Origin of the sequence: Heyndrickxia sp. FSL W8-0496 (assembly GCF_038007825.1) — a bacterium.
GTDB lineage: Bacteria > Bacillota > Bacilli > Bacillales > Bacillaceae_C > Heyndrickxia > Heyndrickxia oleronia.
This window is the reverse complement of the sequence record NZ_JBBOXX010000001.1, coordinates 3,750,007-3,775,341: the sequence shown is the minus strand read 5'-3', so window position 1 is coordinate 3,775,341 and position 25,335 is coordinate 3,750,007. Positions and strand designations below refer to the sequence as shown.

Genomic DNA, 25,335 nt, shown 5'->3' with positions numbered 1-25,335 from the left:
GGGAGAGTGAATTATGAAGAACACATGGAAAGTTTACGTTCTAGCATTGATCAGCTTTTTAGTCGGTACATCCAATTACATCGTTTCCGGGATATTGGACCGGATCGCAGAGACGTTGGGAACAAGCGTTGCGGCAGCAGGCCAGCTTATTACGGTTTATTCCCTGGCCTATGCGGTTGGTACGCCTATTTTGATGGCGCTGACGGCCAAAATGGACCGGCGTAAGCTCCTCCTTTATTCGCTTGGCCTCTTTATTGCAGCAAATCTGCTGACATTTATATTATCAGGCTTTGGTTTCTTCATAGCCGCGAGAATTATTACTGCGTTAGGTGCCGGAGTGGTCACAGTTAACGCGCTCAGCATCGCCGCCAAAATCGCTCCGCCAGGTAAGCAGGCCAGCGCCATCGCCAACGTCACCATGGGCATTACCGCATCACTCATCATCGGCGTTCCGCTCGGTAGAATGGTAGCCTCGGCTTTTGGCTGGAAAGCGGTATTTCTGGCCATCGCAATTGTCGGGGTTATGACCATGCTTGTCATTGCTGCGGTTATTCCACGTATGCAGGGCGACAAGCCTGTCCCTTTGATCAAACAATTTGCTTTGTTAAAAAAACCTCAGGTTTTGGTTGCTTTAGCGATTACTTTTTTCTGGTTGGGAGGATATTCCCTCGCCTATACTTACATTTCTCCTTTTTTGCTAGATGTGACTCATTTAAATGAATCATTAATTAGTGCAGCTCTATTCGTGTTCGGCATTGCCAGTTTGATTGGCTCGAAAGTCGGCGGTTACAGCGCGGATAAACGGGGCATCAAATACACGCTCGTTTCAGGGATGGTGCTTCACGTCATTTCGTTTATTTTGCTATCCTTCGTAGGACAGTCGGTCATTGCTGTATTCGCCATTTTGATCCTTTGGTCTTTTGCCGCTTGGTCATCCGCTCCGGCGCAGCAATTTAACCTGGTTTCGCTTGTTCCTGAATCCTCGGGAGTCATGCTGAGCTTGAACAGTTCCATGATGCAGCTTGCCATGGCTGTCGGCGCAGGAATCGGCGGGCTGATTGTTAACCGTGTTTCTTTGGCATCCATTACCTGGTTCGGATTACTTGGAGTAGTCATCGCCATCATTGCCACGTTTGTATTGTCCAGCATGGTACCACGGCATGCGGTGATTCAATCAGTGGATTAAGGTATCTGAATTTTGCCTCCTAAACATTGCCTGCAAAAACTGCACCTCAATGGTTTGACACAACCATCGAGGTGCAGTTTTTTGTCTAAATGGAGGATGGTTATTTGGACGATAATTACTTAGTTCCAAATTAGCTGACTTGAGTGATTCTAATTTTTCTTTAACCTAGAGCCTTACTTTCTGCTACAAAGGGGCAGCATTCCTGTAATAAAAGAGATTGTTTTAAAGTTTGTGAAAGAATGTACTTAAGCTAAACCAGCTAATAGTTTGTAAATATTTTTCAATAAAAACTTAAAATATCTCATGCAATACTAAAAATGTGCATGCCAAATAACCTTCCGTTGTTATGATTTTGGAAGGTTTTTTGTTATTTAGTTAGATATAGGTTTCAATCTATATCTTGGAAAGTTGTTTTATTCTTTAAAAGGGCAAATATCCAATATAAGACCTTATTTACACAGGCAATGACAGCTACTTTAAAAGGTTTTCCTTCATCACGTTTCTTGTCATAAAACTCTCGTAATTTTTTATTTCGAGGAATGACTTCATTGCTTGTTTGGCTCTTACGATAGACACGTATCGCACACCGAACAGCCATTTATAAGGCGTGACGAAGCCTACTGGAACCTCTTTTTGTGATTCGATTTTTGGTAGCTGTAAACTTACCAGATTCACATACACTAGGGTAAACTCCAGCGAACGCTACCAGCTTTTTTGGATCAGTAAATCGATCTATCTCATTAATTTCCGAAATGATCTTTGCCGCGATCTTTTCTCCGATACCAGGGATAGATTTGATAATATTATATTCTTCAACTTCTTTAGCGAGGCCATCTATCTCAGACTCTAACTTGGATAGGTGCTCTTTGTATTGAAGAATGATGCTTATATACATATATAGACTTAAAATATGACTCTGACAAACAGTCTTTTCAAACGGATTTCGATTTGCTACTGCTTTGAGCTGAATAGCTTTTTCATTAGCCCTTCGATAAGACTTTATAGCAAATAGCATTGCAAACTCTATATAAATCTAAATAACACATATAATCTTAACCAACAGCAAAGAGCCAAATCAATTAGGATCAATTGTTTGGATTTTTGGACTTTTTTACGATTAGGTATCATTCTATTCCTCTTAAAAAATGTGTTGGAGTAAATGTATCGAAATAGAAAGGAACTTCCTAACGAATATAAACTTAACAGCTCATATTTTTAGTCTTTGTAAACATCATCAAAAAATGTCATTGTACTTGCACTAGAAGTTAAAATGTACTATATTAATTTATAAGTGATTAATCAATAAATAAATAAAAATGAATGGGTGCTTAATATGGCAAGATCAAAAAAGGGAAATCGTAAGGAAGATATTCTTGAAGCGGGATTAGAGGTATTTGCGGAAAAAGGATACTATACTACTACTACTGCACATATAGCAGAAAAAGCTGGCATATCACAACCGTATGTATTTAAATTCTTTAAAACAAAAGAAGAGCTATTTATTGCAGCCTTAGATCGTGCGTTTGATAGAATTATTCAAACCTTTAAAAATGTTGAGTCGAGTTCAGAACAGCTTGTTATCAAAATGATTGAAGCTTATGAAGAAATGTCTGTATTACATCCCAATGAAATCGCTTTGCAGGTAATAGGAATTTCAGTAACGGATAAAGCAATACAGGAGGCTGCAAAGAATGGCCTGGCCCTTATAAGAAGCTACACTTTAGAAAGGTTTAAATCAGCTGGGATAGAGAATGCTGAAAGAGAAGTAACTACTTTTTTAGCTAGAGGGATATTGTGTAATATTTCCTATTTCTTAGACTTCCCTGAACTTATTGATGAAAATAAATAATCAAATTAAGTTGGTTATTTATTTAATAAATAGTTATTGATTGATTAATAACTATTAGAGAGATGAAACCAATGTATGAAAATTAAAAGACTCCCTTATCTACTAGACTAGGAATTATAGTTATATTGATTGTAATGTACACGTTATGGGACTAACTTATTATCATCATTTCTAATTTTTAGTTATTGATTAATCAATAACTAAATAAAGCTATAAAAAATAGATAGAAGGCACTTTTTTATAAAATTGTAATTGATTAATCACTAACTTTTTACTGTAATGAAAACTGAAAAATTGAGAGGAGTCAATCTTATGAACCATTTAATTGTGTACGCTCATCCAAGAAAAGAAAGCTTTAACCATGCCATTCTGGAAGCAACCATCCGAGGTATTCGCCAAAAAGGACACGAATATGTAGTTCGCGATTTGTACGAGATGGAGTTTCAACCCGTCGTCAGCAGCAGTGAGATTTTGGGTGGCATTGGCGAGGAAATTGAACGGGAGCATAATTATCTGAAGTGGGCAGACGTCATCATTTTCATCTATCCGATCTGGTGGACCGGACTGCCTGCAATCGTCAAAGGCTATATTGAACGGGTCTTTACTTACGGGTTTGCCTACCGTTACGTGAATGGTGAACAAATGGGAATGCTGAAAGGCAAAAAAGCCTTAATTTTCAACACGCAAGGAAAATCGCATGTCCAATATGCGGCCATCGGCATGGATAAGGCGCTATTATTAACTTCTGACAGGGGTATATTTGAATACTGCGGCATAGAAGTGTTGCAACATGTATTTTTTGAGTCTGTACCGAGCTCCGACAAGGCGACGCGTACTGCTTGGCTGGATCAAATCGAGGCGATGGTAAGTCAAGCATAAGTGATATTTTTATTATTTGTTATATGATTATTAAGAGTCATCTTTTAAACTTGGTCTTAACAGTACAAGTTCTTGTCCTGAGTAGAGGATATGCACTTGTACTGTTTACAGAAACGGCCAAGTATCTAAGATGACTTTATTATGTAGTACCAACATAGCTTACACCATCCATAGTTGCGGATACTACAATTGAGACATTTTCACCTAATCCTTCAATCATGTCAAAAGCTTATTGATTGATATCTGCAGAACATCACGGATTGTCTTTACTTCCGTTATTTTCCATCTAATGTTCTGATCACCCGAGACTTCAATTCTCTGCCCATTAACCTAGCGATTGTCCGATCTGAGTAGGTTAGTGACTGCGGGACCAATGTCATCGGGTACGCCGACTCGACCAAGGGTAGTCATTGCGACAAACGTGACATTGTTAGCAGGAATGTCGCGTACGGAACCTCCTAGAATTATGAAATTATATTGTTAATATGAGGGGAGAGTCAGGAAAATTCGAATTTACAACGTTTAGGAATTTTCAATATTAAAAAGCCTAATTTCTCAGTACAATGCGAAGAAACTAGGCTTTTTTCATTACTCATTTAAAGCATCCTTAATGGAATAACCATAATATATCTCAATCATAAAATCACTTAAATCACCTATAAAATATGTAGCATCTTATTGAGGAAAAGAGAGGAGATTTGTCTGCTGATCAAAAGTTGAGTGTTGAAATTGATTAATAGAGGTATTTTTATGAAAAATAAAAAAATATTTTAATTTTTACAAGCTTTGGCTAGGACAGTCTATAAGTTTGTTTAGGTATCCAATTTACAGTAGTAGCTTTGCCTCTTTTAGCATTAGAGGTGCTAAAAATATGGGAGGCGAATGCTGCATTTCTTCGTAGGATTATATTCATACCCTACCTAATTTTCGGATTAGTAGCCGGTGCTTTGATATTTGTCATATATCACAACGGTTACAATTGAAACAAGAACAATCACAGCATTTGCGGCAATGGTTCCCGCCCAAGTCATAGTCATGGTGCCGAAGATGGGGGATGCTGCATTGAACATGGTGTGGAATAATACGCACATAAACACTCTGCCTTTTCCTGATATTTTATAGATTGCCCCGTTGAAAAACCGAAACGCAATTAGTTGAACTGCAAACATCCAAAAGTTAATGAGTCCTTCTCCGTGATTCGTCCCCGGAATGAAGAAGAGAGGGATATGCCATAAAATCCAAATGATTCCAACGAAAACAGAAGACAAAACAAAACCGTAATTTTTGTCAAGCTCAGGCTGCAATATGTACATCCATCCAGCTTCCTCCAAGCCACCGATAATAAGATTACCAAGCAGGGAAAGGAAGAACGTATAAAATGGAAGCACCATTTCCGTGCGGTCTGAAACTGCAATATGTATCAAAAAATACAGTGCGAGTCCTGCAATAACGAACAAATAGAGAGATATGCTATTTTTGGCATAAAAAATAGTTCTTAACCATTCCTTGAAACCTGCTACTTTATTATTTTTCTTAAGAACGATATATGAAGCAAGAATAGAAGAAATTGTGAAGAATTCTATTTAAACAATAAGGGGCAAGAGTTGAAGATCCAGTGAAGATCAACAGCTCTTTTTTTATATTCGACTAAAGGGGCAGTTTTGTCAAAGAAGGGTTTCAAGTTTTATATAGAGAATAATAACTTTAGAGTACTGGTTATTTCAGTTGTTTTTTATTAATTTTCTTATTAAAAAGGTAAACAATCATGTAGCTTCTTTTGGTTTATTCTTATGATTTGGTGAGGGTACAACCCTGTATTGGTGGAGAAATAAAAGAAAATTAAACATGCCAAGGGAGAAGAGTGATGATTGATATTTTAAAGCTTTTTGCTGCCTTAATTTTGGGTTACCTCTTAGGGAGCCTTAACACAGCTGTTATTGTAGGGAAGATATACGGAAAGGACATAAGAAGCCATGGAAGCAATAGTGCCGGGCTTACTAATACTTTGAGGGTACTTGGGAAATCTGCTGCGGTGTTTGTTCTTGTGGGAGATATATTAAAAGGGATAATCGCCTGTTTTATTGGCTTGTTCCTTGAAGTTTACTTTTATTCGGGAGAGGTTAAAGATTGCGTAAGCCTTTTAGCTGCAGGAGTAGGAGCGGTTATAGGGCACAACTGGCCAGTATATTTCAAGTTTAAAGGGGGCAAGGGAGCACTTACGGCAGTGGCTGTTCTGTTTATGGTTGACTGGGTTATGGCACTTTTATGCCTTGGCTTTTTTGTAATAATAGTAGCTCTATCCCGTTATGTTTCTTTAGGTTCAATATGTGCTACAATGCTTGTTGCGGCTATTTCATTTATTCCTTTTTTTGGCTATACCCTATATTTTAATATATTTATTTGCCTAATGGCGTTTATGGTTATTTTTAGGCATATGAAAAATATACAAAGGCTACTTTCAGGGACGGAAAATAAACTGAATTTTTGATTTTTATAGCAGCCTTGAGCATAGGTAAAATATCAAAAATAACCAGTTCGCAAGTTATAAATAGGTCATATGTGGTACAAAAAAGGTAGATGAAGCAAGCCTTATCTTGTTTCATTTGGGGTGCAGTTCAAGAAGAATGAACGCTTTTTTGTAGAAGTTACTAATGCTTAAACAGTGACAAATCCCCGAGCTTTTGATGCATTAACGAATTTGTATAACATAGTAATTGGACTTTTGGATTGAAAGTACTTTTTTCAAACTTAATAGTTTTATTATCTTTGAAGAAGAATGACAAAAATTATTGAAGGTGGTTTAACTGATGCATATATATTGGTTAGGTGGAGGGCTTTTTCCTCTTGACTGGGAGTTTTGCTTTTTAACAGTTTCTGAATACAAAGAGAAATTAATTGAAAAAAGAGAGAGCAACCCTGATTATTTTGATTTACAAACAGGTGGAGTGGACAAATTGTTTGCTCTTATAGATAAACGTGTGACGTTTGCTCTAAATAACTTTAATGAGGAACTAAAAAAATATAGTCATGAATTAAGATGCCCTGCCATGATTATTCCAATTCCTAGAGGGGATGCAAGTAATGGGGCAGATTTTATTATCATTTTAAAGCGAGATGAAGATGGAGATACAGCAGTTTACTCTCCATATCCGATTTCCTATTTAGAAAAATGAGAGGGAGGAGGCGTTCAAATAATTATTTTAAATGGTTTCACGTTTTTGAAGACGAACTTAATCTTAGAGGACAAATAAGGATAATTATTAAAAGGATAAATAACGGGGGCTTCCTTTAATAAGGGATGCTTTTTTCTTATTGAACAGTTGTGTTTTTATCTATCCAGATATTATTAAATGAGATGGAATTCAATGAAATTACAAATGCAGAAACATAGCTAACAAGAACGAAGAAGAGTCCATGACTGTCATGGTAGAATACAACTAATCAATATATAAGAAAAAAGGAATTAGACATTCAATTACAAGTTAGAGGTGAAATTATAATGTATGCAGATTTACATATTCATTCACACTATTCGGATAGTACCCGTTCTCCTGAGGAAATTGTCAAGAAGGCAAGAGAGCTTGGCATTGACTTATTATGTGTAAGCGACCACAATACAACAGCAGCTTATAACGAGCTTATACCTTTGTGTAAAGCGAACCAAATTAAATTAATTCGAGGAGCAGAAATCTCTACCTCTTTCGAAGATAAAGAATTTCATGTCCTCGCTTATGACTTCAATTTTGACAATAAAGAGATAATTGATATTTGCAAACAATGCGAGACGGTTTATGCTGATATTGATTTAGAATTAATAAAAAAGATGAGTGTTGACTACAAGGAAATAAGTATAGAAGATTTTAATTCTTACAATCGAAATCTAAAAAACGGTGGTTGGAAAGGTTTTGACTACCTAAAGACCAACAACTTAGTTATTGATGTTCCTAGTTTTTTTAAGCTCATCAGTGATTATAATATTAAACCAAAAAATTCATTTCCATCAATAGAATATGTAATAAATGTAATACATAATGCAAATGGTAAAGCAGTTATTGCCCATATCGGAGAAACAATGAAGAATAATCTTTTTGAAATAGAACCTCGTTTAAAAAAACTTAAAAATATGGGCGCAGATGGCTTTGAATGTTATTACACAACTCATACAGAAGAAACAACAAATGTTCTTATAGACTTTTGTCAAAAAAATAATATGTTAATAACCATAGGCAACGATGACCACGGTGGATTTAACAATAGATCAAATGTCAAATATGAAATGGGGGCAATAAAGGTTGATTTTAATAAGCTGAATTTGAAAGATATTGAGATTTTGGGTTAACTTTAATAACCATGTATGGTAGCACACAAAACAGGCTTTTTTTTATAATAAAAAATCGTCATTAAAAACGGTGCGGTGAACCCCACTATGTCTTCAGAGCAAATAACTTGTCTTGAAAATGCTGACAATTTTATTGTGTTTTTAAAGAAAAGGTTTACAGAATAGTACAACCATTGTTTCATTAACGGGGGCGATTGTTCAATAAAGAGGTATCGCATTTTTAATTGAACTGAAGGTGCAAGTTAATAAAAAAATCTAGTTATGATATACAATGGACACAAAATAGGGGGAGTAATCACAATGTTAAGCAACAAATTTTGTAGAATCGGTATTTTGGCAGGGATGGGGCCACGTTCGACCGCTCCATTTATTGAGTCGGTTTTAGATGAATGCGAACGACAATATGGTGCAAAAAATGATATAGATTTTCCACATATGATTATTTATTCATTACCTACACCGTTTCATCCAAAAGAACCTATCATTAAAGAAGATATGATGAAATCTTTACACATAGGAATAAAATCTTTAACAGAAGCTAATTGCGATTTTATTGCTGTTCCTTGTAATGTAGTCCATCAATTTTATGAAGATATGACAAAGATGACCAATGTACCTGTTCTTAATATTATACAAGAAACTATTAACGCTATTGGTGTTCACAGTTCAAAAGTTGGTTTAATTGGTACAAGAAGCACAGTAGAAAATCAGCTATACCAACCTTACCTATATAATAATAATAAAGATATTTATTGGACAGAGAGTATTCAAAGCAAGGTTGATCAATTAATTTATGATGTTAAACAGAATGGTGAAATTGAAGATGTTATTCAACAATGGAAAAACATAGAAAATGAGCTTGTAAAAAATGGTGTAACAGATGTGATTTGTGTATGTACTGATCTATATTTTTGTGGATCTTATACCTCTTTAAAGTTCTTCGATTCATCAAAAATTCTTGCTAAAAGTTTAGTTGAAAGATATTTAGCCTTTTAATTAGGTGCTATGCGCTCTTCAACTATAGGGGGGGTTTCTTCAATAAGAATCATCAAAATAATGAAACCTTAAAAAAATATATATGTAATCACACAAAGAAAGACTCCATTTTAGTCAACCTTTTTTCAAAATGGAGTCTTTCTATTGTTTGTATTGTTCCATTTTAATCGCGCTGGGACTTAATAATATCTTTCTCAATCATTGTCAATAAAATTTGGACTGAATTCAAAGCAGCTCCTTTTAATAAGTTATCTGATACAATCCATTGGTGGAAACCATGTGGATTGTCATGATCATTTCGGATCCTTCCAACAAACGTATCTGTTTTTCCTATTGCGTAAAAGGCATTGGATATAGCTGTTCACTTGGACATACTCCCCGATATAGTAGTGGAAGATAATTTCAAAAACAATCAATTAATCTTTAAAACAATCGAGGGGTCACAACCTATTAAAAGTAATATAATACATCATAAATCTAGATGGATTTCGCCAGTATTACAATCTTTCCTTAAGCTTCTTTAAAGTCCTTTAACGAATTAAATTAGAGGATAATAATTAGCTATACTATATTCAAGTGGGATTTTGTTTAAGGCTTCGCTATCATTTTCGTGCCTTTTTCTTATTAAACTAAAGGGGCAGGATTGTTGAATTAATAATTGTAAAGTTAAATAAAAAACTAAGTCCATGGGTGGTTATAATCAGGTTAGAAAGTATTCACAAAAAGGGGGTATTAAAAGTGGAATTAATGCTATGGGTAACTGTAGGTTTTATCATATTCGGATTTGTTGTGCTTGTTTCTATGAGGAAAAATATGGAGAATAAACTCGCCTTTATAAAAACAAATATGGAAAATAATATAGAAAGCACAAAAGGTTCGACCAAATTAATAGTTTGGTGGATACTGGGAACTACGGTATGGGGGATAGTAAGTATGACTCTTATTGTGGGGTGGTTTCATAAATATTTTGGCTAATTGTGGGTTCATTTTTGTGAGGAAAAGTATTTAAACGAACGGGTGCATTTCTTCAAGAAGGATGCCCACTCTTCTTGTTGAATATATTAAAGCTGATACAGTCAGTTGAAAAATAATTGTATCAAGAATGAGATTAATAAATTGAGATTGTGAACTATAAATGATCGGGGTGGAGGTTTAATGAATAACAATTCTTATAATATTGTCGTGCATGTTGTCAATTTAATCCTATTGGGAGTTATCGGTTTTCTCGCGTTTTTCTCTGTGGTAAATATTAGCCCAGCCCAAGACCCCATCTTTGACATATTTAAATTCGGTCTTTTTGGTTTTCTGCTCGTCATGTGGGCAGTTAATTACTGGATACAATACAAGAAGCAAAAATGGATTCTACCAATAGCCGGAACCATCCTTTACGTCGCCATCGCTTTGTTTGTCTTGGGAGTTGTTATGCCATTCCTACGCGAAATTGTTTATTAAATCAACCCGTAGACATACCAAATAACAATTAAACAGATTTATCGGGTTTGATAAGCCTAGTTCTTATTCCATTAACGTGGGCTTTAGTTAAACAAGAAATTAGCCCCATCTAGTGAGAAGGGCTTTTTTTAGCTCTTTTTTCTTATTCGACTAAAGAGGCAATTTATGTGAAGAAGGTATTAACAAAGGATTGAACGAATATTCCTTAATAACCGTAGAGTATTGGGGGAATAAAATGAAAACATATCTCGAAGAAATAGCGAAAGATGTGTATGCTTTTTTAGTTTGGGATGAATCCTGGAACTCATATAATAACTGCTACTTGTTGCTCGAAGACAATGATATTTTACTTATTGACTCAGGAAAAGAAGAACATTCTCGCTTCCTGTTCTCGGCTCTAAATAGTAAAGGGATTTCTAATAGTGATGTAACCCACTTTATTGCCACACACGGTCATAAGGACCATATTGGGGGAATTCAACACTTAGGAGAAGTAGACGGATTTATTCATAAGAAAGATTTAGAATTGGTACCCAGAAATCTTAAACACAAACTAAAGATGAATCTCCCCGATAACGGTTTAACTGCAGGCAATTTAGAATGTGTTCTTCTTGGACACCATACAAAAGGTTCTGTCTTACTTTATCATCGTAAAAGCAGAGCGTTATTTTGTGGTGACCATATTTGCTTTTTTGCAGAATCTTTAAACGATAATAAAGTTGTAGATTTAGGTACTCTTGAAAGAGAAAAGTTTAAGCAGTTTGTGTCTGATTGGTCTCAAAACGAAGAAATGAAAAGAGAACATTATTTTAATTTATTTATCGATGGTTTAAGGGTTATTAACAAATTTGATGTTGAATATTTATGTACGGGACACGGCACGATCTTAAAAGGAAATATAAATAGATTTATTTCGGATTTACTCAAATTTGAATAGTAAAATCAAAGATTCCTTATTCACTAAACAGGTGTAAAAAATAAAGTAAACTAAAAAAATTGTGGTTATATTATTACATCCAAAAACTTCAGTGGATTCTCCGTTAAATAGGAAAATCCATTGAAGTTGTTAATTAAAGAAAAGAAAAACATAATCAATAAAAAATTAATTTTCCATATTTCTTAATTGCTTAGAAGTATTACAAAAACAAATCTTCTTGTTTTGTAGAAGGAATAACATGTCAATCTCAATGGCTCCAATCGCTGTTTGTTTCCTTGATGAGTTTCATTAAAAAAGCTTGATAGGCAACTGTTTCAATCCACGAATGACAAGGCTTTGTCGCCATTCAAGTTCATTCAGTTCAGCTGCAAGGCTAAGATTTGGGTATTCTTCCAGCAAAACGCGTAGGGCTATTTCTCCTTCCAGCCGGGCAAGAGGTGCACCTAGACAATAGTGGATGCCTTTTCCAAACGCAAGATGCGGACTTTTTTCCCTTGTAATGTCGAGGGTACTGGGATCCGAAAACGCAGCTGGATCGTGATCCGCTGATGCAAGAGACACAATGACATGGTCCCCTTTCTCAACCTGTTGCCCCATAAAGGTAAAGGACTCCTTCGCCCAACGGTCTGTACTGAACTCAACTGGACCATTAAAACGTAGCAATTCTTCAATGGCTTGTGTTACAAGGGAATGGTCTTCTTTTAGCAATGCAAGCTGGTCTTGGTGTGTAAGCAGCGCCAGTAAACCATTGGCAATTAGATTCACAGTCGTTTCATGTCCTGCCACAATTAGAAGCATAACGACACCATACAATTCACTTACAGTTAAACGGTCTCCTCCTTCCTCTGCTTGAATTAAATCAGACAGCAAATCCTCCTTAGGAGATTCACGCTTTTTTTCAATCATTTTCTCTAGATAAGCCATAAATTCCACCATAGCCTCATCGTATCTAGGACTATCACTAATCTCCACTATTACATTGGACCAGCGCTGGAAATCAAGACGATCTTCAGACGGGATGCCAAGCAATTCACAGATGACTCTAATTGGAATCGGAAACGCATATTCTTCTATAAAGTCAACCGTTTCTTTGTTTCTCATGAGCCATGCTTGTTCTCTTGCAATATCCTCAATGCGCCCTCTTAACATCTCAATCCTTTTGGGCGTGAAGCCACTTTGTACAAGGCTGCGTAGGCGGCGATGGTCAGGTGGATCAACAAAAAGCATGCTTTGAGTTATTGGAGGCAGATTTTCGTCTGTCACTTCATCAGGGAAGACTGTCCGCATATCTTTTATAAACCTCGGATCTTTTAACACGGCTACCGCTGCTTCATACGTAAAAGCCATCCATGAATAATGATGTCCTTCATTAAACATCTTCACTTTTGCAAATGGTTGGTGTGGTCGGATTTTATTGTAATAATCATAAGGATTTTGGTGAAACTCCTGCGAAAACAAGTCAAGCGATTTAGTATCCATGCTTGCTATACTCCCTTTCTAAATCATGTCTTTTTATCATATATTCGCGTTTACATATTCTTTTCCTGCAAACATGGCTGGAAAAACTAGTATTAAATATATTCTTCATTTAAAAACTAATTCCTGGGAAACTCTTGTGTTCAACGTTCGGACCAGGTTGGAGGAGGAACTTCATTGTCAAATTAAATGGAAAATATTGATGAAGTATATGGTAGGTCATAAAGGACCTTTAATAGAAGTGATGAGAAAAGGATGGGAAACGTATAGTGAATACCGTTCACGATATGTACGGTTTTAGATGAAGGGAAATTTCCATTCGAAATGGTGAAAATCAATGATTTCAAAGATATTAATTAAGTATTTGAAGTAGCTAAGATTTGTAAATTTCCACAAAAGAGACAGGGCCCAAATGAAAATGGGTACTGTCCTTTTTTATTTAGATGAAGATGATTAACTTTTACCAGCAACTGCATAAACTTTAAATTGAATTTAAATAAATTTTATTCTTGTTTTGGTTATTTTTTGTGAATTTATATTTAATTATTTATTGATAAACAATGAATAATTCGTTAATATATGAAATATACAAAATAATATTTACTAAATTATATTGAGGGGTAGCGAAATGGCGTTTATTCTGGACAATTACGATAAGGCAATATTAAGGGAATTGCAGGAGGATGCATCGATATCCAATCTAAATTTATCAAAGAAAATTGGACTTTCACCATCTGCTTGCCTTTCAAGAACAAAAAACTTGGTGGAAACGGGTATTATTCAAAAGTTTACGACGATTGTCGATGAGAAAAAACTAGGAATTGAAGTCACAGCATTAGCTCTCATTAATTTATCACCTTTAAATAAGGAAACCATTCATTCATTTATAGAGGATATAAACAAATATCCGCAGGTTCAAGAGTGTTACACACTAACAGGAAGCCATGACTTTATGCTTAAGATTGTAGCAAAGGATATGGAGAGTTACCGGAATTTTATCATTGATTCATTAATGCAGAATCCTGCAATTAATGGAGTTGACACAAGCATGGTAATGAGTACAGAAAAAAGAACGGTCAGTGTGCCAATTGATGAAGTTTAGGAGGTAACTACTTTGAATACAAACAAAGAATCTTTAGATGTAAATCCGGTTAGGATATCCAAGCAAATAAAAAATAGAAATCAAATATGGATTGCCTTTCGAACGGCTTTCCCATATACACTCCCGATTTTTGCAGGATTTGTCTTTTTGGGGACTGCTTATGGAATCTTTATGAATTCATTGGGCTTTACTGCTATTTACCCTATTTTGATGAGTCTGTTAATATTTGCAGGTTCAATGGAATTTGTGGCAGCAAATTTATTGCTTATGTCTTTCAATCCGATAAGTGCATTACTACTAACATTAATGGTTAATGCACGACATTTGTTTTACGGCATATCAATGCTAGATAAATATGGGGGAGCGGGAAAGAAAAAGTGGTATATGATATTTGGTCTCTGCGACGAATCTTTTGCAATCAATAGTACAATTAATGTACCAAAGGATGTAGATAAAAACTGGGTAATGTTTTTTGTTACACTATTCAATCAATTTTATTGGGTATTAGGTGCAACCTTAGGTGGTATTTTTGGATCTTTTATTAAGTTCAATACGGATGGGCTTGAATTTGTCATGACTGCTCTGTTTGTCGTTATCTTTATTGAACAATGGATGAAAGAAGAAAAACATATAAGTTCACTTGTAGGTTTAGGAGCTTCAATTGTCTGTCTAATTGTTTTTGGTGGAAACAATTTCATTATCCCTGCCATGATAGCAATTTTGGGGCTACTTACTCTGTCTAAAAAGTCATTGGAGAAAGTTGAGGTTGAAGTTAAATGACAATGAATATAACTCAACAAATTATTATTGTTGCCATGGTGGTTTTCGGTACAATGCTTACAAGGTTTGTTCCATTCATCGTTTTTCCATCGGGAAAAAACACACCGAAGTACATACAATACTTGGGCAAAGTGCTACCATCATCGGTATTCGGGCTTTTGGTCATTTATAGTTTAAAGGATGTAAGATTATTATCTGGAAGTCATGGCATCCCTGAATTATTAGGAGTGATTACCGTTGTAATTCTTCATTTTTGGAAGAAAAATATGTTCCTCTCGATAGCTGGAGGAACGATTATCTACATGTTATTAGTGCAAATGGTCTTTTAAATATTGCAAAATCTAGTAAAGGGGTCGGTTTTGTGAAAAAGAAAATTGATGAGTATCAAATTTATGAAAAACACTACGAACAAATTTATAACCAAGTGAAAAATGATCCATATGCTCAATCCTTAGGCATTAAGTTAACAAAATTTGAGGCAGGATTTGCAGAAGCAACCCTAGATGTGCAAAGCCATATGGTAAATGCATACGGAACGGTTCATGGGGCAATTATGTATGCGTTAGCCGATCATGCATTTTCGGTAGCCTGTAATGCATATGGAAAAACTTCGGTAGGACTATCGACGACCATTCAGTTTATGGAATCGGCAAAACCTGGAGACAAGATAGTCGCACGTGCAACGGAAGTAAGAAGAAACTTTCGTACCGGATTCTATAGAATTGAGATTTTTCATGAAGAAAAACTAATCGCTACAATGGAGGCCGTTTCGTACCGTAAGGATCATTATTTTATTGATCTTGATCAACAAGAATAAAAGTGGTACAAGTTTTAGGTACTCATTATTGTTCATACCTCTTTACAAAAATTGTGAGAGCTTTTGAGTTTGATTCATTTCTATATAAGATAACTCAAATTGAATCCATTTTTCCTTTTATTGGATTTACTAAATTACTTTCTATTTCAGGTTCTTCAATTTGCTGTTTTTAGATGGATTTGCTTTTTATATTAATCTATATTACTATATATAAAACTATTTACTGATAATAAGAAAGGAGGCAAAAAGTTATGGACGCTGTTTTCAGAAGTATTGCAACAGAAGTAAAGTCATATTTACATCTAGGAGATTTACGGTCAACGGGAGTAGTCTGTCCTTTTTTAAGCAAACTTCATAGAGAGAGCAGTACCGGAAGCTTTTTGTCTTTTTTATCATAGAATCATAGATAAGCCATAAATTTTTTGTGCATTTTGATTCAATACGATGCAATAACTAGACGCCGGTTTAATAGGGCGTCTTTTTGTGTTATACAGGATGTGAATTTTATCAATTAGGTAAGGACTGACCAAATAATGAACAACCTAGTTGCATTCATTGGTATGGTTCTAGTCTATTTAGAAAGGGTGAGACAATTGTTTAAAAAACTTAGGCAATATCGCAATGTTTCAGTGTTCAAAGCGCTTCTAATTTAGAAAAATTAATTAGAAGCGAGGAATAATAATATGGAAAAACAAAAAATCTTTAATCAATCATTTTTATTTTTGTTTATAAGTAACTTTTTGGTATTTATCGGGTTTGAAATGTTACTCCCTATTTTACCAGCCTATTTGTTAAGCATGAATGCATCTTCCATTCAAGTAGGTCTAATGACAACATTATTTACACTAGGCGCTGTTCTTATTAGACCTTTTGTAGGGTACTATTTAATTGATAACCAACGGAAAGGTCTTGCGATTCTTGCAAGTGTAGCTTTATTGATTATTACAGCGCTATATCCTTTTCTTACTATTATTTGGCTTTTGCTATTGTTACGGCTTTTTCATGGCGCAGCATGGGGAGTATCAACCACAGCCAATAGTACAATCGTAGTCGATTTAATTCCAAAGAATCGATTAGGAGAGGGGATGGGGTATTTTTCTATTTCAACAACGGTCGGTGCTATCATTGCTCCGAGTGTAGGGATCCTTATCTATGACTCTTTTTCGTTTAATATTTTAATTTGGTCATCAGTAGTATTCAGTCTACTAGCAGCAATTGGACTTCAATTTGTCTATTCACCTTCTCCTGTTAAAAAGGATAGGCAACCATTTCAATTTTTTGACGCGATTTTTGAAAAAGACGCTTGGTTCCCAGCATTATTAACGGTTATAACAACACTTGGTTTTGGAGCGATCATTACTTTTTTAGTTCTTTTTGGAAAACAAAAGGGATTAGATCATATTTTTCTATTCTTTCTTATCAATGCGACTGTCTCAACTTTACTACGTCCATTTACAGGAAAATGGTATGATAAAAAAGGACCTTGGTCGATCATCATTGTATCAGCAGTTCTAGGATTTTTGTCACTTGTCACGCTGTCTTATACGACAAATAATGCTTGTCTTATTATTGCAGCGATTTTGTTTGGAGCCGGGTATGGAACGGTTATGCCTTGTTTACAAACATGGACGGTTCAAAAGGTAAGTGAAGAAAAAAGTGGCGTTGCCAACGCAACCTTTCTTTCCAGTTTTGATGTTGGTGTTGGATTGAGTGCGTTAGTCTTAGGAATTGTCGCTGAATGGATTAGTATTGATATGATCTTCCGGATGGTTAGTCTAAGTTTTATTTTTGTTGCTATTTTAGTCTATAAAGACTTTTTAAATGAAAAAAAGGAATAAAGATACGCAAAACACATCCACTTCTATGTTGAGAGAGGTGGATGTGTTTTGTTATAGGAATAGGTACTAAAATAATAGGGTAGCTTAGTTCAACTAGGAATACTGGCAAAGCTAGCTAATACCTTTACTAGAACGTCAATTTAATAGATAAAAATCTTCTTTAAAAGGATTAGAACCGAAATTGTCGAATTACTATTATAACGATATCTATTAGGAGGAAAGATATGCAGGACTTATCAGGCAAAGTGATTCTTATAACGGGGGCAAGCTCGGGAATTGGACGTGCTACAGCCGAATTACTCGCATCTAAAGGGGCAAAGGTCATTGTTAACTATCGTTCCAATGAAAAGGGTGCCTTAGAGGCGGTACAGTGTATTCAAGAAAATGGTGGAGAGGCGATAGCGATTCAAGCTGATGTCACAAATAAAGATCAAGTGAATGCAATGGTTGAACGGACTATAGCATCCTTTGGTACAATTGACGTTTTAATTAATAATGCGGCTGGGGGCATCCGACAAAGTACATTTATGGAGGCAAGTGAAGAATTGTGGGAAGAAGCATATAGACTAAATATTATTAGTGTTCTTCTGTGTTCACAAGCTGTCTTAAAGCATATGATCCCAAGAAAAAAAGGGAAGATTATTAATATATCTTCAACAGCTGCTCGCATCGGAGGCGCTGGCGAAAGCATTCATTACGCTTCTACTAAGGGAGCCTTAAATACTATGACTATTGGAATGTCCAGAGAATTAATCGAATATGGAATTATTGTAAACGGAGTAGCCCCTGGAGTGGTTGAAACACCTTTCCATGAAAAGTTTGCTCCTGACGATGATCGTCTTACTCGTATGTCTTCTTCTATTCCTATTAAACGAATAGCCAAACCGGTAGAAATAGCTGAATGCATAGCTTTTCTTTCGTCAGATGCTTCAAATTATATATTGGGAGAAATCATCAATGTTAGTGGTGGAAGGTGACTAAAAAAGGGAAACAGCGACAGAATTCCTTCATTATTACTAAACGAAGGGACCAGGTCAGTGAAGGAATTTTCACCTTCTTACTTGAATATATCTAGTAAAAGACTGTTGAAGGGGGATCTTTATGGGATTAGTTGCAATCTATACTGTAGGTAGGTTACATCACCCCTATGACCACCCTATTTCTCGCGAATTTTATGAAATGGGATATAAAGTCATGCGTCAGGCATCTTTATCAGGGAATATGATAGAAGAGTTTTCAGCAGAAGGAGTGCCTTTCCCTGAAGAAGCTAAAGGAGATGGTTACCCTGTTTTAACCCTAACCGTATGGAAAAGCCTTCAATCATTATATCAGTTTACCTATTCAGGGAGGCATAGCCAAGCGTTGCGTAGTAGGCGCAGATGGATGGAGCCTTATCAAGATAAACACCTATCATATGTAGTGTGGTGGACAGAGAAGGTGAGAGATGTTTCTTGGGAGGAGGCATTCAAGAGATATAACTATTATAAACAAAATGGATCTACTTCTTTTGCATTTGATTTTAAGCAGGCATTTGATGAACAAGGAGAGACAATCTCAATGAAGTATGATGGGACCCTATGAATATTCGGAAAAGCTTTTAGAGGTAACTTGTATAACGTTTTACAATAAATAGTAATTCTTTTACAGATATTCGATAAATTGCAGGGAAAACGAGATCAGTCATAGTATTCTGGTGCCATTTTTCATCTTATTTACCGAGCTGGAAATCCCCCGAAATCGACTGAAATGGCTGAATATCGGAGGATTTGGGTGGCCTCTTTAAACGATTCTTAATTGATAAACGATTTAACTTTCTAAGACGTTAATCTGGAGTAGTTTCCCGCTTTGTAAAAAGCTCAACAATGCATATACTGGACAAGTACACCTTTACGTCTACTATACTTCTACTCGTATAATGATCAAACTTAATGCCTAAGCTACATCTTGACTACTTTTAACATTTGTCGAATGGCTCCAAGATGATAGGCTGAATGAGCTAAAGAAGATAACACCTCATTAGCCAGTAGTTCATTCCATTCAATAGCGTCAATCGATTCTAACAGTGTTACGTATTCATTTCGCAATTCTTCCTGAATTTGGTTCCATTTCTGTTCATCTACTGTATGAATTTCCCAACTCTTTTCCCAATCCATTTTCGGTTGTTTCCCATTTTTTATGATTTCATTGGTTCCCCACATGTGATAGCGAATGTGATCAGTATGGGCAGCTAATGTTGTTCCCTGAACGGACATGGAGGCTTGGTCGCAAGACAATCCCTCTATTACACCGAAAATTCCAGAATTCGGTTCAGAACTTGTGAACCAACTTCCTTTTACAGGCACTGGGGGTCCTTCGAATGTTTCCTTTACCATCGTTTTAACCGAGTTTCTTAATGTTTCACTCATTATTAGCCCCTCCAAAAAATATTTTTTATGCCTACGTACAACCGCTAAGTGTAGGTCAAATATAAGTCGATTTGCACCACCTCTTTTCGTGTTCCTTCCACTCTTCAAGCAAATTCTTCCACCATTCATGTTTAGACTGTCTTTGTTTCTATCTATCTATCTGAAAAAAACACTTCAGGTTTTAGGAGATTTTATATTCATTCAACTGCTCCCCTCAAAAAACGTCAATAATTGATTTTCCCGTAGGGGGTGACATCCTTTGCGAACCATTTTTAAAGTTACGTTTACAAAATGACTTTCGAGTGAAATTAGTACATTGTTCTTCAATATATATATAACCTTCTATAATCATTTTGATGGTTATATTATGATGTGGTTGATTCTAACTGTCAATAACTTTTATAATGGTTATAGAAAAAAATCAAAGTTATATAGCCCGGACTGTCAAAATACTGATGGTAAGACAAGGAGAAGTCACATGTCTGATATAAATAAAGATGTACACAAGCATGCTTTGCTAGGCGGACGTTTGTGTTTGGATTTTGCCAATACAGTAAGTTGGCATGATAGCAGTGAGAAATCACAGGAGTTGCTGACGAGTTATGAGAAGCTGGTAAACTGGAGTTTACAAGTCGATATTATTAACAAAAAACAATCAGTTTCACTACTAAAAAAAGCAGAAAATCGACCTTCTGAGGCAAAGGAGGTTCTCCAACAAGCTATTGAACTGCGGGAATCGATTTTCCGTATTTTTAGTCTAGTATCAAACAATGAAAAACCAGCCACTAAAGATCTTTCTATTTTGAATGAAGCCTTAGGCAAAGCTTACGCGATGATACGAGTAGTGCCTGATGAAAATAAATTTTCCTTGGAATTTTTAAATTGCGAAGAAAGATTAAATGGAATGCTTCCAGCAATTATTCAATCGGCTATCGACATTCTTACATCTGAAAAAGAACTTAGTAGAGTGAAAAAGTGTGAAGGGCATCCATGTGGTTGGCTGTTTTTGGACACAAGCCGTAATCGTAGCAGACGCTGGTGTTCGATGGCAGACTGCGGGAATCGTGCAAAAGCAAATCGATTTTATCATAATAAAAAATAATAGCTTCTAAGAAGGGCTTTACCTAACCTTCCATGTCATCAATAAATTAATATTCTTAAATAAGAGGGCATCTTTTTATAAGCCTCACATATAAAAGATTAGATCTGGTTAGGAAAAAGAAAGTGATTGAAAAAAACCTCAAGAATTTTAATGATGTGAAGTAATATCATTTTGGCTGCATTCCTTTTAACAAGGGATGCTTTTTTCTATTGAGGAAAGGAGCCGTTTAGTGCACGTTTTCATGGTGATATAATTAGGAAAATGCGGATAAAAGGTGGTTGATTGAAATCGGGAAATTACATGCAGGATATGGTCTAGACCCTAATAGATTTATCGTAAGCGATGTGAGTAGAGACAAAATTGATGATGTCTATATGACTTGCATTCAAGAATCTGTCGAGTGTCTGAAACGTTTATTTCATCAACAATTGCATAGTGTTTATGTGTACGGCAGTGTCGCCAGAGGGGAAGCGATTGTAAAAAAATCAGATTTAGACCTTATCGCTATGTTTGAAACCAAACTGAGTTCTGTTCAGTTGTCTGAATTAAAGCAGCTTGCAGGAGAACTGTCTCAAAATTACCGTTCTTTAGTTCGTGATGTCGGTATTGCTGTAGCTGATTACGACTATACGGTTGACCCCACAAATTATTATGAAAATGCTTTTCTTAAGGAACTCTGTGTTTGTGTGTATGGAGAGGATATGGGAGAAAGATTTGGTCCGTATAAACTAACATCAGAGATAGCAATCCGTTTTAATGGTGATATTTATGAAGCTCTTAATCGGACGTTAAAAAGGTTAGAAACAGCTTCTTCAGAAGAAGATTTTAAAACAATTACACAAGCCTTCGCTCGTAAACTCATCCGAACCTATTATTCAATGGTCATGGTACGTTCTCAAATTTGGACGACACGACTTTACGAACAGTCTGAAGTCTTTATTCACTACTTCCCGGAAAAAGAATCCATTATTCGTACTCTACTAGATTGGATAGATGAACCGTCGACGAACCAAAAGGCAGTCTATGAGTTGTTCAAGAGTGAGGGTGACTGGGCTAGTGCAAACTTTTCAAATGAGGCAAAAATCCGTTATTAAACGAAAGGGCAGTTTAGTTGAAGAAGGATTTCCTTTTTTTTTATCGAAAAGAATATAAATCAGACTCTAATTAGAATAGTTTCCTAAAAAGGATACTGAAAGGATTGCACTTAATTAATGGATATTAGAAAACCAAATGATTCGGAACTCAAAAGGATTTTATCACTTTCTCCACAAGCTGTATTTGATGGGACGTTAGGTGAAGTAAGACCCACTAATCAAAAAATTGAACAACTTATTGAACCACTCTTAAAGAAGGGAAACTATTACTTAATCGCAACAGAAAACAATACATTAATGGGGTGGATTCTAATAGGGGCAAGCAAAGATCAATTTACTGATAAGATCAATGGATTTATTTATGAGCTATTTGTTTTAGAAGAATTTAGAGGGAAAGGAATTTCCAAAATGTTAATGAGAACAGCTATTGATTATCTGAAACAAGATGGATATTCCGAAGTTCGTCTAAGTGCATTTGCAGGAAATCAAGCAATTAAACTGTATGAAAAGTTTGGATTTAACATTAGAACAATTACAATGAGTTTGCCAATATAAACAACTCTAACTCTGCACTAACAGGAGCTTTACACCAATATTGGTTTTGAAAAAAATGCTAGAATTTAAGAGAAAGAGTAATCAACAGGACTAATAAGTAACTTAGTAGAAGGTGATTTCATGAGTTCTTTAAAAGGAAAGAAGATTTTGATAACAAGTGGAGGAACACTTGAAAAATGGGATAATGTCAGAGGACATACTAATTTAGCAAAGGGTACAATTGGGTGTTATTTAGCTGAAGAAGCGTTGAATAAAGAAGCAGAGATTATATATTTACATGGTTATTTTGCTAAACTTCCTGAAAATCGTAGGAAAATGCGTTTAATTCAATTTGGGGGTATATTTGATTTAGGTGAAAAAATCAAAAATATCGTCCAATCTGAAAATATCGATATTGTAATTATGGCAGCAGCTGGTTCAGATTGGATTGTTGATAAAGTATTAGATCAACGAGGAAATCCTATTTTAGAATCAGGAAAAATGTCTAGTGATGAACCTCCAATCATTTATTTTAAAAAAGCACCGAAAGTATTATCGCAAATAAAAAAATGGAATCCAAACTTATTACTTGTCGGATTTAAGTTAGAACATATAGATGATCTTAATTACTTATTAGACAGAGCGAATGTTCGGATGACTGCTTCCAATGCTGAATTTATGGTTGCTAATAAAACAGGTTCACTATATGGCGAGGAAGCAGAACATTATATTGTTTCAAAATTTCAAGCACCCAATAAATATAGTAGTAAAAATGAGACAGCGGCGGGTTTAATTCATTTGCTTGAATATTATATAAACTAACTATTTACTTCTATTAAAGAGGGTATTCCAGGCTGCCGACTGTGTTAATGGTTTGAGCTAACGTCAATCAGTCATCTTAAGCAGAATAATACTGTAAGCTTTAATGAAATAACAATATGCTGTCAAAGCAGCTAAGGGATTGAGAGCCATAGTAAATAAATTTATGAGTCGATATGATAACAAAATATTGCTTAGAGGTTACAAAAAATTTGTAATAGTTTGTATAAGGATTTATCACCTGAACATAAAATAAAAAGGAATGGGACAACGGAACCGTCCCTCTGTCCGAGAGGAGAAATGATGAAGACAAGATATGTTAATTTGAATGATGTGTCGAATAAGAAAACGTTTCGTGATATACGTAAGTGGCAAAAGGAAAGACGAAGTAAAGAGAAGGATTTAACTGAAAATATACTATAATGTTCAAATAAAAGGATCCAAGAAATTAAGGAAAATCGAAGTCGAACTTCTTATACCTGGATTGGACATTCTACTTTTTTGCTTCAACTTGATGGACTTAATATACTTACTGATCCAGTATGGGCGAAGCGAATGGGTTTTCAGAAGCGATTAACTGAACCAGGAATTCCGTTGGAGGATTTGCCAGAAATTGATGTTGTGGTCATTTCTCATGGTCATTATGACCATCTTGATTTTCCAACATTGAAAAAACTAAAAGGAAATCCATACTATTTTGTTCCCATTGGAATGAAATCTCTTTTTATAAAAAAAGGTTATCAAAATGTAAGAGAAATGAGCTGGTGGGAATCGTTTGAATATGAAGGGATCAAAATCCACTTTGTACCAGCTCAGCACTGGACAAGAAGGTCGCTTAACGATATGAATACTTCCCATTGGGGTGGGTGGATATTTCAAACAACCAGTAAAACATTTTATTTTGTAGGGGATACAGGATACTTCTCAGGTTTTAAGGAAATAGCTGCACGTTTTATGATTGATATCGTATTTATGTCAATTGGTGCCTATGAACCAGAATGGTTTATGGCAGACTCGCATATTTCTCCAGAAGATAGTGTGAAGGCATTTATTGAACTAGAGGCGAAGCAATTTGTTCCTATGCATTATGGTGCTTATCGATTGGCAGATGACACAGGTCCCGAAGCCTTAGAGCGTTTACTGCGTGAATGGAAAAAATTCCAACTGCCAAAGGAGCAATTGAAGGTTTTATCAATAGGAGAAACCGTGATGTAATTAATTTGAAAAATGGTTTCGAATGAATGTTAATTGAACGATAACTACAAATACAAAAAAGAATCAACAGCCATTCATATCCAAATTTGTTGAATTCTAATGGAGAGTTGCCCAACATTAATCCATATTCTAAGCATTGACATTTTCTTATTTTATTTTTACAATAGTTTTATGACTTTAGAACAATTGAGTGATGACCAAAGAGTTAGAATATTTAACGCTTTAGCAGATGAGAAAAGGATCAACATCATCCGAATATTATCTCAGCAAGATACACGCCCGCGATGCTCGGATATTGGTAGGAGGCTAGAAATAAGCAAATCAAATGGTTCTTATCATTTGAAAATCTTGTCCGAAGCGAACCTGGTGCATATCGAAAAAGAAGGGGTAACGAAATATGTTTCTTTAAATAAAGAGACATTTAAACAATACTTACCCGGATTTTTGGCTACGTTATAAGGTAGCCAAATTTTTTTCTTCATTAGTTCTAAAGTTTTATGACTATCAAACAAAGG

The 25,335-nt window shown here is 35.5% G+C and carries 25 protein-coding genes and 4 pseudogenes; 24 read left to right on the top strand and 5 right to left on the bottom strand.

Annotated elements, in window-relative coordinates; translation table 11 throughout:
- Nucleotides 1-13: 13 nt before the first annotated feature.
- Nucleotides 14-1,186: an MFS transporter gene (locus NST63_RS19145; protein ID WP_341043431.1), complete on the top strand. Its 1,173-nt coding sequence runs from the start codon at nt 14-16 to the stop codon at nt 1,184-1,186.
- Between the two features lie 388 nt (nt 1,187-1,574).
- Here NST63_RS19145 and NST63_RS19140 read toward each other — a convergent pair.
- A pseudogene (locus tag NST63_RS19140) lies at nt 1,575-2,186 on the bottom strand (transposase); the annotation flags it as partial.
- A 333-nt stretch (nt 2,187-2,519) separates the two neighbouring features.
- Between NST63_RS19140 and NST63_RS19135 the strand changes: the two are divergent.
- The 3 genes and pseudogenes from NST63_RS19135 to NST63_RS19125 form a co-directional block, all read left to right on the top strand.
- Nucleotides 2,520-3,035 (top strand): TetR/AcrR family transcriptional regulator, encoded by a 516-nt coding sequence (locus NST63_RS19135; RefSeq protein ID WP_212946586.1) that lies wholly within the window; start codon nt 2,520-2,522, stop codon nt 3,033-3,035.
- 312 nt (nt 3,036-3,347) lie between these two features.
- A complete protein-coding gene (locus NST63_RS19130) occupies nt 3,348-3,914 on the top strand; it encodes an NAD(P)H-dependent oxidoreductase (protein ID WP_212946587.1) in 567 nt (188 codons plus the stop codon).
- Nucleotides 3,915-4,671: 757 nt separating this feature from the next.
- Nucleotides 4,672-4,879 (top strand): annotated as a pseudogene (locus tag NST63_RS19125) (MFS transporter); the annotation flags it as partial.
- Here NST63_RS19125 and NST63_RS19120 read toward each other — a convergent pair.
- Nucleotides 4,847-5,473, bottom strand: a pseudogene (locus NST63_RS19120) (CPBP family intramembrane glutamic endopeptidase); the annotation flags it as partial. The pseudogenes NST63_RS19125 and NST63_RS19120 overlap by 33 nt on opposite strands.
- 305 nt (nt 5,474-5,778) lie before the next feature.
- Here NST63_RS19120 and plsY point away from each other — a divergent pair.
- From plsY to NST63_RS19100, 4 genes are all read left to right on the top strand, one after another.
- Nucleotides 5,779-6,402: a glycerol-3-phosphate 1-O-acyltransferase PlsY gene (gene plsY, locus NST63_RS19115; protein ID WP_212946592.1), complete on the top strand. Its 624-nt coding sequence runs from the start codon at nt 5,779-5,781 to the stop codon at nt 6,400-6,402.
- Between the two features lie 319 nt (nt 6,403-6,721).
- The gene (locus tag NST63_RS19110; protein ID WP_180213790.1) at nt 6,722-7,087 is read left to right on the top strand and encodes a hypothetical protein; all 366 of its coding nucleotides are present in this window, start codon (nt 6,722-6,724) and stop codon (nt 7,085-7,087) included.
- A 326-nt stretch (nt 7,088-7,413) separates the two neighbouring features.
- A complete protein-coding gene (locus NST63_RS19105; protein ID WP_341043430.1) occupies nt 7,414-8,253 on the top strand; it encodes a PHP domain-containing protein in 840 nt (279 codons plus the stop codon).
- 300 nt (nt 8,254-8,553) lie between these two features.
- Nucleotides 8,554-9,249: an aspartate/glutamate racemase family protein gene (locus tag NST63_RS19100; protein WP_212946594.1), complete on the top strand. Its 696-nt coding sequence runs from the start codon at nt 8,554-8,556 to the stop codon at nt 9,247-9,249.
- 163 nt (nt 9,250-9,412) lie between these two features.
- Here NST63_RS19100 and NST63_RS19095 read toward each other — a convergent pair.
- Nucleotides 9,413-9,618 (bottom strand): annotated as a pseudogene (locus NST63_RS19095) (Asd/ArgC dimerization domain-containing protein); the annotation flags it as partial.
- 369 nt (nt 9,619-9,987) lie between these two features.
- On the opposite strand from NST63_RS19095, the gene NST63_RS19090 reads away from it, so the two are divergent.
- The 3 genes from NST63_RS19090 (at nt 9,988) to NST63_RS19080 (ending at nt 11,638) form a co-directional block, all read left to right on the top strand.
- Complete coding sequence (locus NST63_RS19090) at nt 9,988-10,224, top strand: hypothetical protein (RefSeq protein WP_341043429.1); 237 nt, start codon at nt 9,988-9,990, stop codon at nt 10,222-10,224.
- A 180-nt stretch (nt 10,225-10,404) separates the two neighbouring features.
- Complete coding sequence (locus NST63_RS19085; protein WP_341043428.1) at nt 10,405-10,701, top strand: hypothetical protein; 297 nt, start codon at nt 10,405-10,407, stop codon at nt 10,699-10,701.
- Between the two features lie 235 nt (nt 10,702-10,936).
- Nucleotides 10,937-11,638 carry an MBL fold metallo-hydrolase gene (locus NST63_RS19080; RefSeq protein WP_341043427.1) on the top strand — a complete coding sequence of 234 codons (702 nt, stop codon included), beginning with the start codon at nt 10,937-10,939 and terminating at the stop codon, nt 11,636-11,638.
- A gap of 288 nt (nt 11,639-11,926) precedes the next feature.
- Here the strand turns inward: NST63_RS19080 and NST63_RS19075 are convergent, their stop codons facing one another.
- Nucleotides 11,927-13,117 (bottom strand): cytochrome P450 family protein, encoded by a 1,191-nt coding sequence (locus tag NST63_RS19075; RefSeq protein ID WP_212946598.1) that lies wholly within the window; start codon nt 13,115-13,117, stop codon nt 11,927-11,929.
- A 625-nt stretch (nt 13,118-13,742) separates the two neighbouring features.
- Here NST63_RS19075 and NST63_RS19070 point away from each other — a divergent pair.
- From NST63_RS19070 to NST63_RS19040, 7 genes are all read left to right on the top strand, one after another.
- Entirely contained in the window at nt 13,743-14,216 is a 474-nt protein-coding gene (locus NST63_RS19070) for an Lrp/AsnC family transcriptional regulator (protein ID WP_341043426.1), read from the top strand.
- Between the two features lie 12 nt (nt 14,217-14,228).
- On the top strand, nt 14,229-14,996 hold the full coding sequence (gene azlC / locus NST63_RS19065) for an azaleucine resistance protein AzlC (protein WP_341043425.1): 768 nt from the start codon (nt 14,229-14,231) through the stop codon (nt 14,994-14,996).
- Nucleotides 14,993-15,325, top strand: a complete 333-nt coding sequence (locus NST63_RS19060; RefSeq protein ID WP_212946601.1) for a branched-chain amino acid transporter permease — start codon at nt 14,993-14,995, stop codon at nt 15,323-15,325. Before azlC ends, NST63_RS19060 begins: the two co-directional genes overlap by 4 nt.
- Before the next feature lie 32 nt (nt 15,326-15,357).
- A complete protein-coding gene (locus NST63_RS19055) occupies nt 15,358-15,813 on the top strand; it encodes a PaaI family thioesterase (protein ID WP_212946602.1) in 456 nt (151 codons plus the stop codon).
- Between the two features lie 683 nt (nt 15,814-16,496).
- On the top strand, nt 16,497-17,651 hold the full coding sequence (locus tag NST63_RS19050; protein WP_341043424.1) for an MFS transporter: 1,155 nt from the start codon (nt 16,497-16,499) through the stop codon (nt 17,649-17,651).
- A 224-nt stretch (nt 17,652-17,875) separates the two neighbouring features.
- Nucleotides 17,876-18,628: an SDR family NAD(P)-dependent oxidoreductase gene (locus NST63_RS19045; protein ID WP_341043423.1), complete on the top strand. Its 753-nt coding sequence runs from the start codon at nt 17,876-17,878 to the stop codon at nt 18,626-18,628.
- A 124-nt stretch (nt 18,629-18,752) separates the two neighbouring features.
- Nucleotides 18,753-19,232, top strand: coding sequence for a DUF3291 domain-containing protein (locus NST63_RS19040; protein WP_341043422.1), 480 nt, complete (start codon nt 18,753-18,755; stop codon nt 19,230-19,232).
- Between the two features lie 356 nt (nt 19,233-19,588).
- Here the strand turns inward: NST63_RS19040 and NST63_RS19035 are convergent, their stop codons facing one another.
- On the bottom strand, nt 19,589-20,056 hold the full coding sequence (locus NST63_RS19035) for a hypothetical protein (protein ID WP_341043421.1): 468 nt from the start codon (nt 20,054-20,056) through the stop codon (nt 19,589-19,591).
- A gap of 478 nt (nt 20,057-20,534) precedes the next feature.
- Between NST63_RS19035 and NST63_RS19030 the strand changes: the two genes are divergently transcribed.
- The 6 genes from NST63_RS19030 (at nt 20,535) to NST63_RS19005 (ending at nt 25,279) form a co-directional block, all read left to right on the top strand.
- Nucleotides 20,535-21,158: a CGNR zinc finger domain-containing protein gene (locus NST63_RS19030; protein ID WP_341043420.1), complete on the top strand. Its 624-nt coding sequence runs from the start codon at nt 20,535-20,537 to the stop codon at nt 21,156-21,158.
- Nucleotides 21,159-21,436: 278 nt separating this feature from the next.
- Nucleotides 21,437-22,252: a nucleotidyltransferase domain-containing protein gene (locus NST63_RS19025; RefSeq protein WP_341043419.1), complete on the top strand. Its 816-nt coding sequence runs from the start codon at nt 21,437-21,439 to the stop codon at nt 22,250-22,252.
- Nucleotides 22,253-22,369: 117 nt separating this feature from the next.
- Entirely contained in the window at nt 22,370-22,807 is a 438-nt protein-coding gene (locus tag NST63_RS19020) for a GNAT family N-acetyltransferase (protein ID WP_071977137.1), read from the top strand.
- A 120-nt stretch (nt 22,808-22,927) separates the two neighbouring features.
- Nucleotides 22,928-23,608, top strand: coding sequence for a phosphopantothenoylcysteine decarboxylase domain-containing protein (locus NST63_RS19015; protein WP_341043418.1), 681 nt, complete (start codon nt 22,928-22,930; stop codon nt 23,606-23,608).
- Nucleotides 23,609-24,043: 435 nt separating this feature from the next.
- Nucleotides 24,044-24,820, top strand: a complete 777-nt coding sequence (locus NST63_RS19010; RefSeq protein WP_341044219.1) for an MBL fold metallo-hydrolase — start codon at nt 24,044-24,046, stop codon at nt 24,818-24,820.
- A 99-nt stretch (nt 24,821-24,919) separates the two neighbouring features.
- On the top strand, nt 24,920-25,279 hold the full coding sequence (locus tag NST63_RS19005) for an ArsR/SmtB family transcription factor (RefSeq protein ID WP_326160701.1): 360 nt from the start codon (nt 24,920-24,922) through the stop codon (nt 25,277-25,279).
- The last annotated feature ends 56 nt before the right edge of the window (nt 25,280-25,335 follow it).

Bases quoted from the DNA above. Each gene is read 5' to 3' on its own strand.
- NST63_RS19145 (WP_341043431.1), top strand. From the start codon at position 14: ATGAAGAACACATGGAAAGTTTACGTTCTAGCATTGATCAGCTTTTTA.
- NST63_RS19135 (WP_212946586.1), top strand. From the start codon at position 2,520: ATGGCAAGATCAAAAAAGGGAAATCGTAAGGAAGATATTCTTGAAGCG.
- NST63_RS19130 (WP_212946587.1), top strand. From the start codon at position 3,348: ATGAACCATTTAATTGTGTACGCTCATCCAAGAAAAGAAAGCTTTAAC.
- plsY (WP_212946592.1), top strand. From the start codon at position 5,779: ATGATTGATATTTTAAAGCTTTTTGCTGCCTTAATTTTGGGTTACCTC.
- NST63_RS19110 (WP_180213790.1), top strand. From the start codon at position 6,722: ATGCATATATATTGGTTAGGTGGAGGGCTTTTTCCTCTTGACTGGGAG.
- NST63_RS19105 (WP_341043430.1), top strand. From the start codon at position 7,414: ATGTATGCAGATTTACATATTCATTCACACTATTCGGATAGTACCCGT.
- NST63_RS19100 (WP_212946594.1), top strand. From the start codon at position 8,554: ATGTTAAGCAACAAATTTTGTAGAATCGGTATTTTGGCAGGGATGGGG.
- NST63_RS19085 (WP_341043428.1), top strand. From the start codon at position 10,405: ATGAATAACAATTCTTATAATATTGTCGTGCATGTTGTCAATTTAATC.
- NST63_RS19080 (WP_341043427.1), top strand. From the start codon at position 10,937: ATGAAAACATATCTCGAAGAAATAGCGAAAGATGTGTATGCTTTTTTA.
- NST63_RS19075 (WP_212946598.1), bottom strand. From the start codon at position 13,117: ATGGATACTAAATCGCTTGACTTGTTTTCGCAGGAGTTTCACCAAAAT.
- NST63_RS19070 (WP_341043426.1), top strand. From the start codon at position 13,743: ATGGCGTTTATTCTGGACAATTACGATAAGGCAATATTAAGGGAATTG.
- NST63_RS19060 (WP_212946601.1), top strand. From the start codon at position 14,993: ATGACAATGAATATAACTCAACAAATTATTATTGTTGCCATGGTGGTT.
- NST63_RS19050 (WP_341043424.1), top strand. From the start codon at position 16,497: ATGGAAAAACAAAAAATCTTTAATCAATCATTTTTATTTTTGTTTATA.
- NST63_RS19045 (WP_341043423.1), top strand. From the start codon at position 17,876: ATGCAGGACTTATCAGGCAAAGTGATTCTTATAACGGGGGCAAGCTCG.
- NST63_RS19040 (WP_341043422.1), top strand. From the start codon at position 18,753: ATGGGATTAGTTGCAATCTATACTGTAGGTAGGTTACATCACCCCTAT.
- NST63_RS19035 (WP_341043421.1), bottom strand. From the start codon at position 20,056: ATGAGTGAAACATTAAGAAACTCGGTTAAAACGATGGTAAAGGAAACA.
- NST63_RS19030 (WP_341043420.1), top strand. From the start codon at position 20,535: ATGTCTGATATAAATAAAGATGTACACAAGCATGCTTTGCTAGGCGGA.
- NST63_RS19020 (WP_071977137.1), top strand. From the start codon at position 22,370: ATGGATATTAGAAAACCAAATGATTCGGAACTCAAAAGGATTTTATCA.
- NST63_RS19015 (WP_341043418.1), top strand. From the start codon at position 22,928: ATGAGTTCTTTAAAAGGAAAGAAGATTTTGATAACAAGTGGAGGAACA.
- NST63_RS19005 (WP_326160701.1), top strand. From the start codon at position 24,920: ATGGAGAGTTGCCCAACATTAATCCATATTCTAAGCATTGACATTTTC.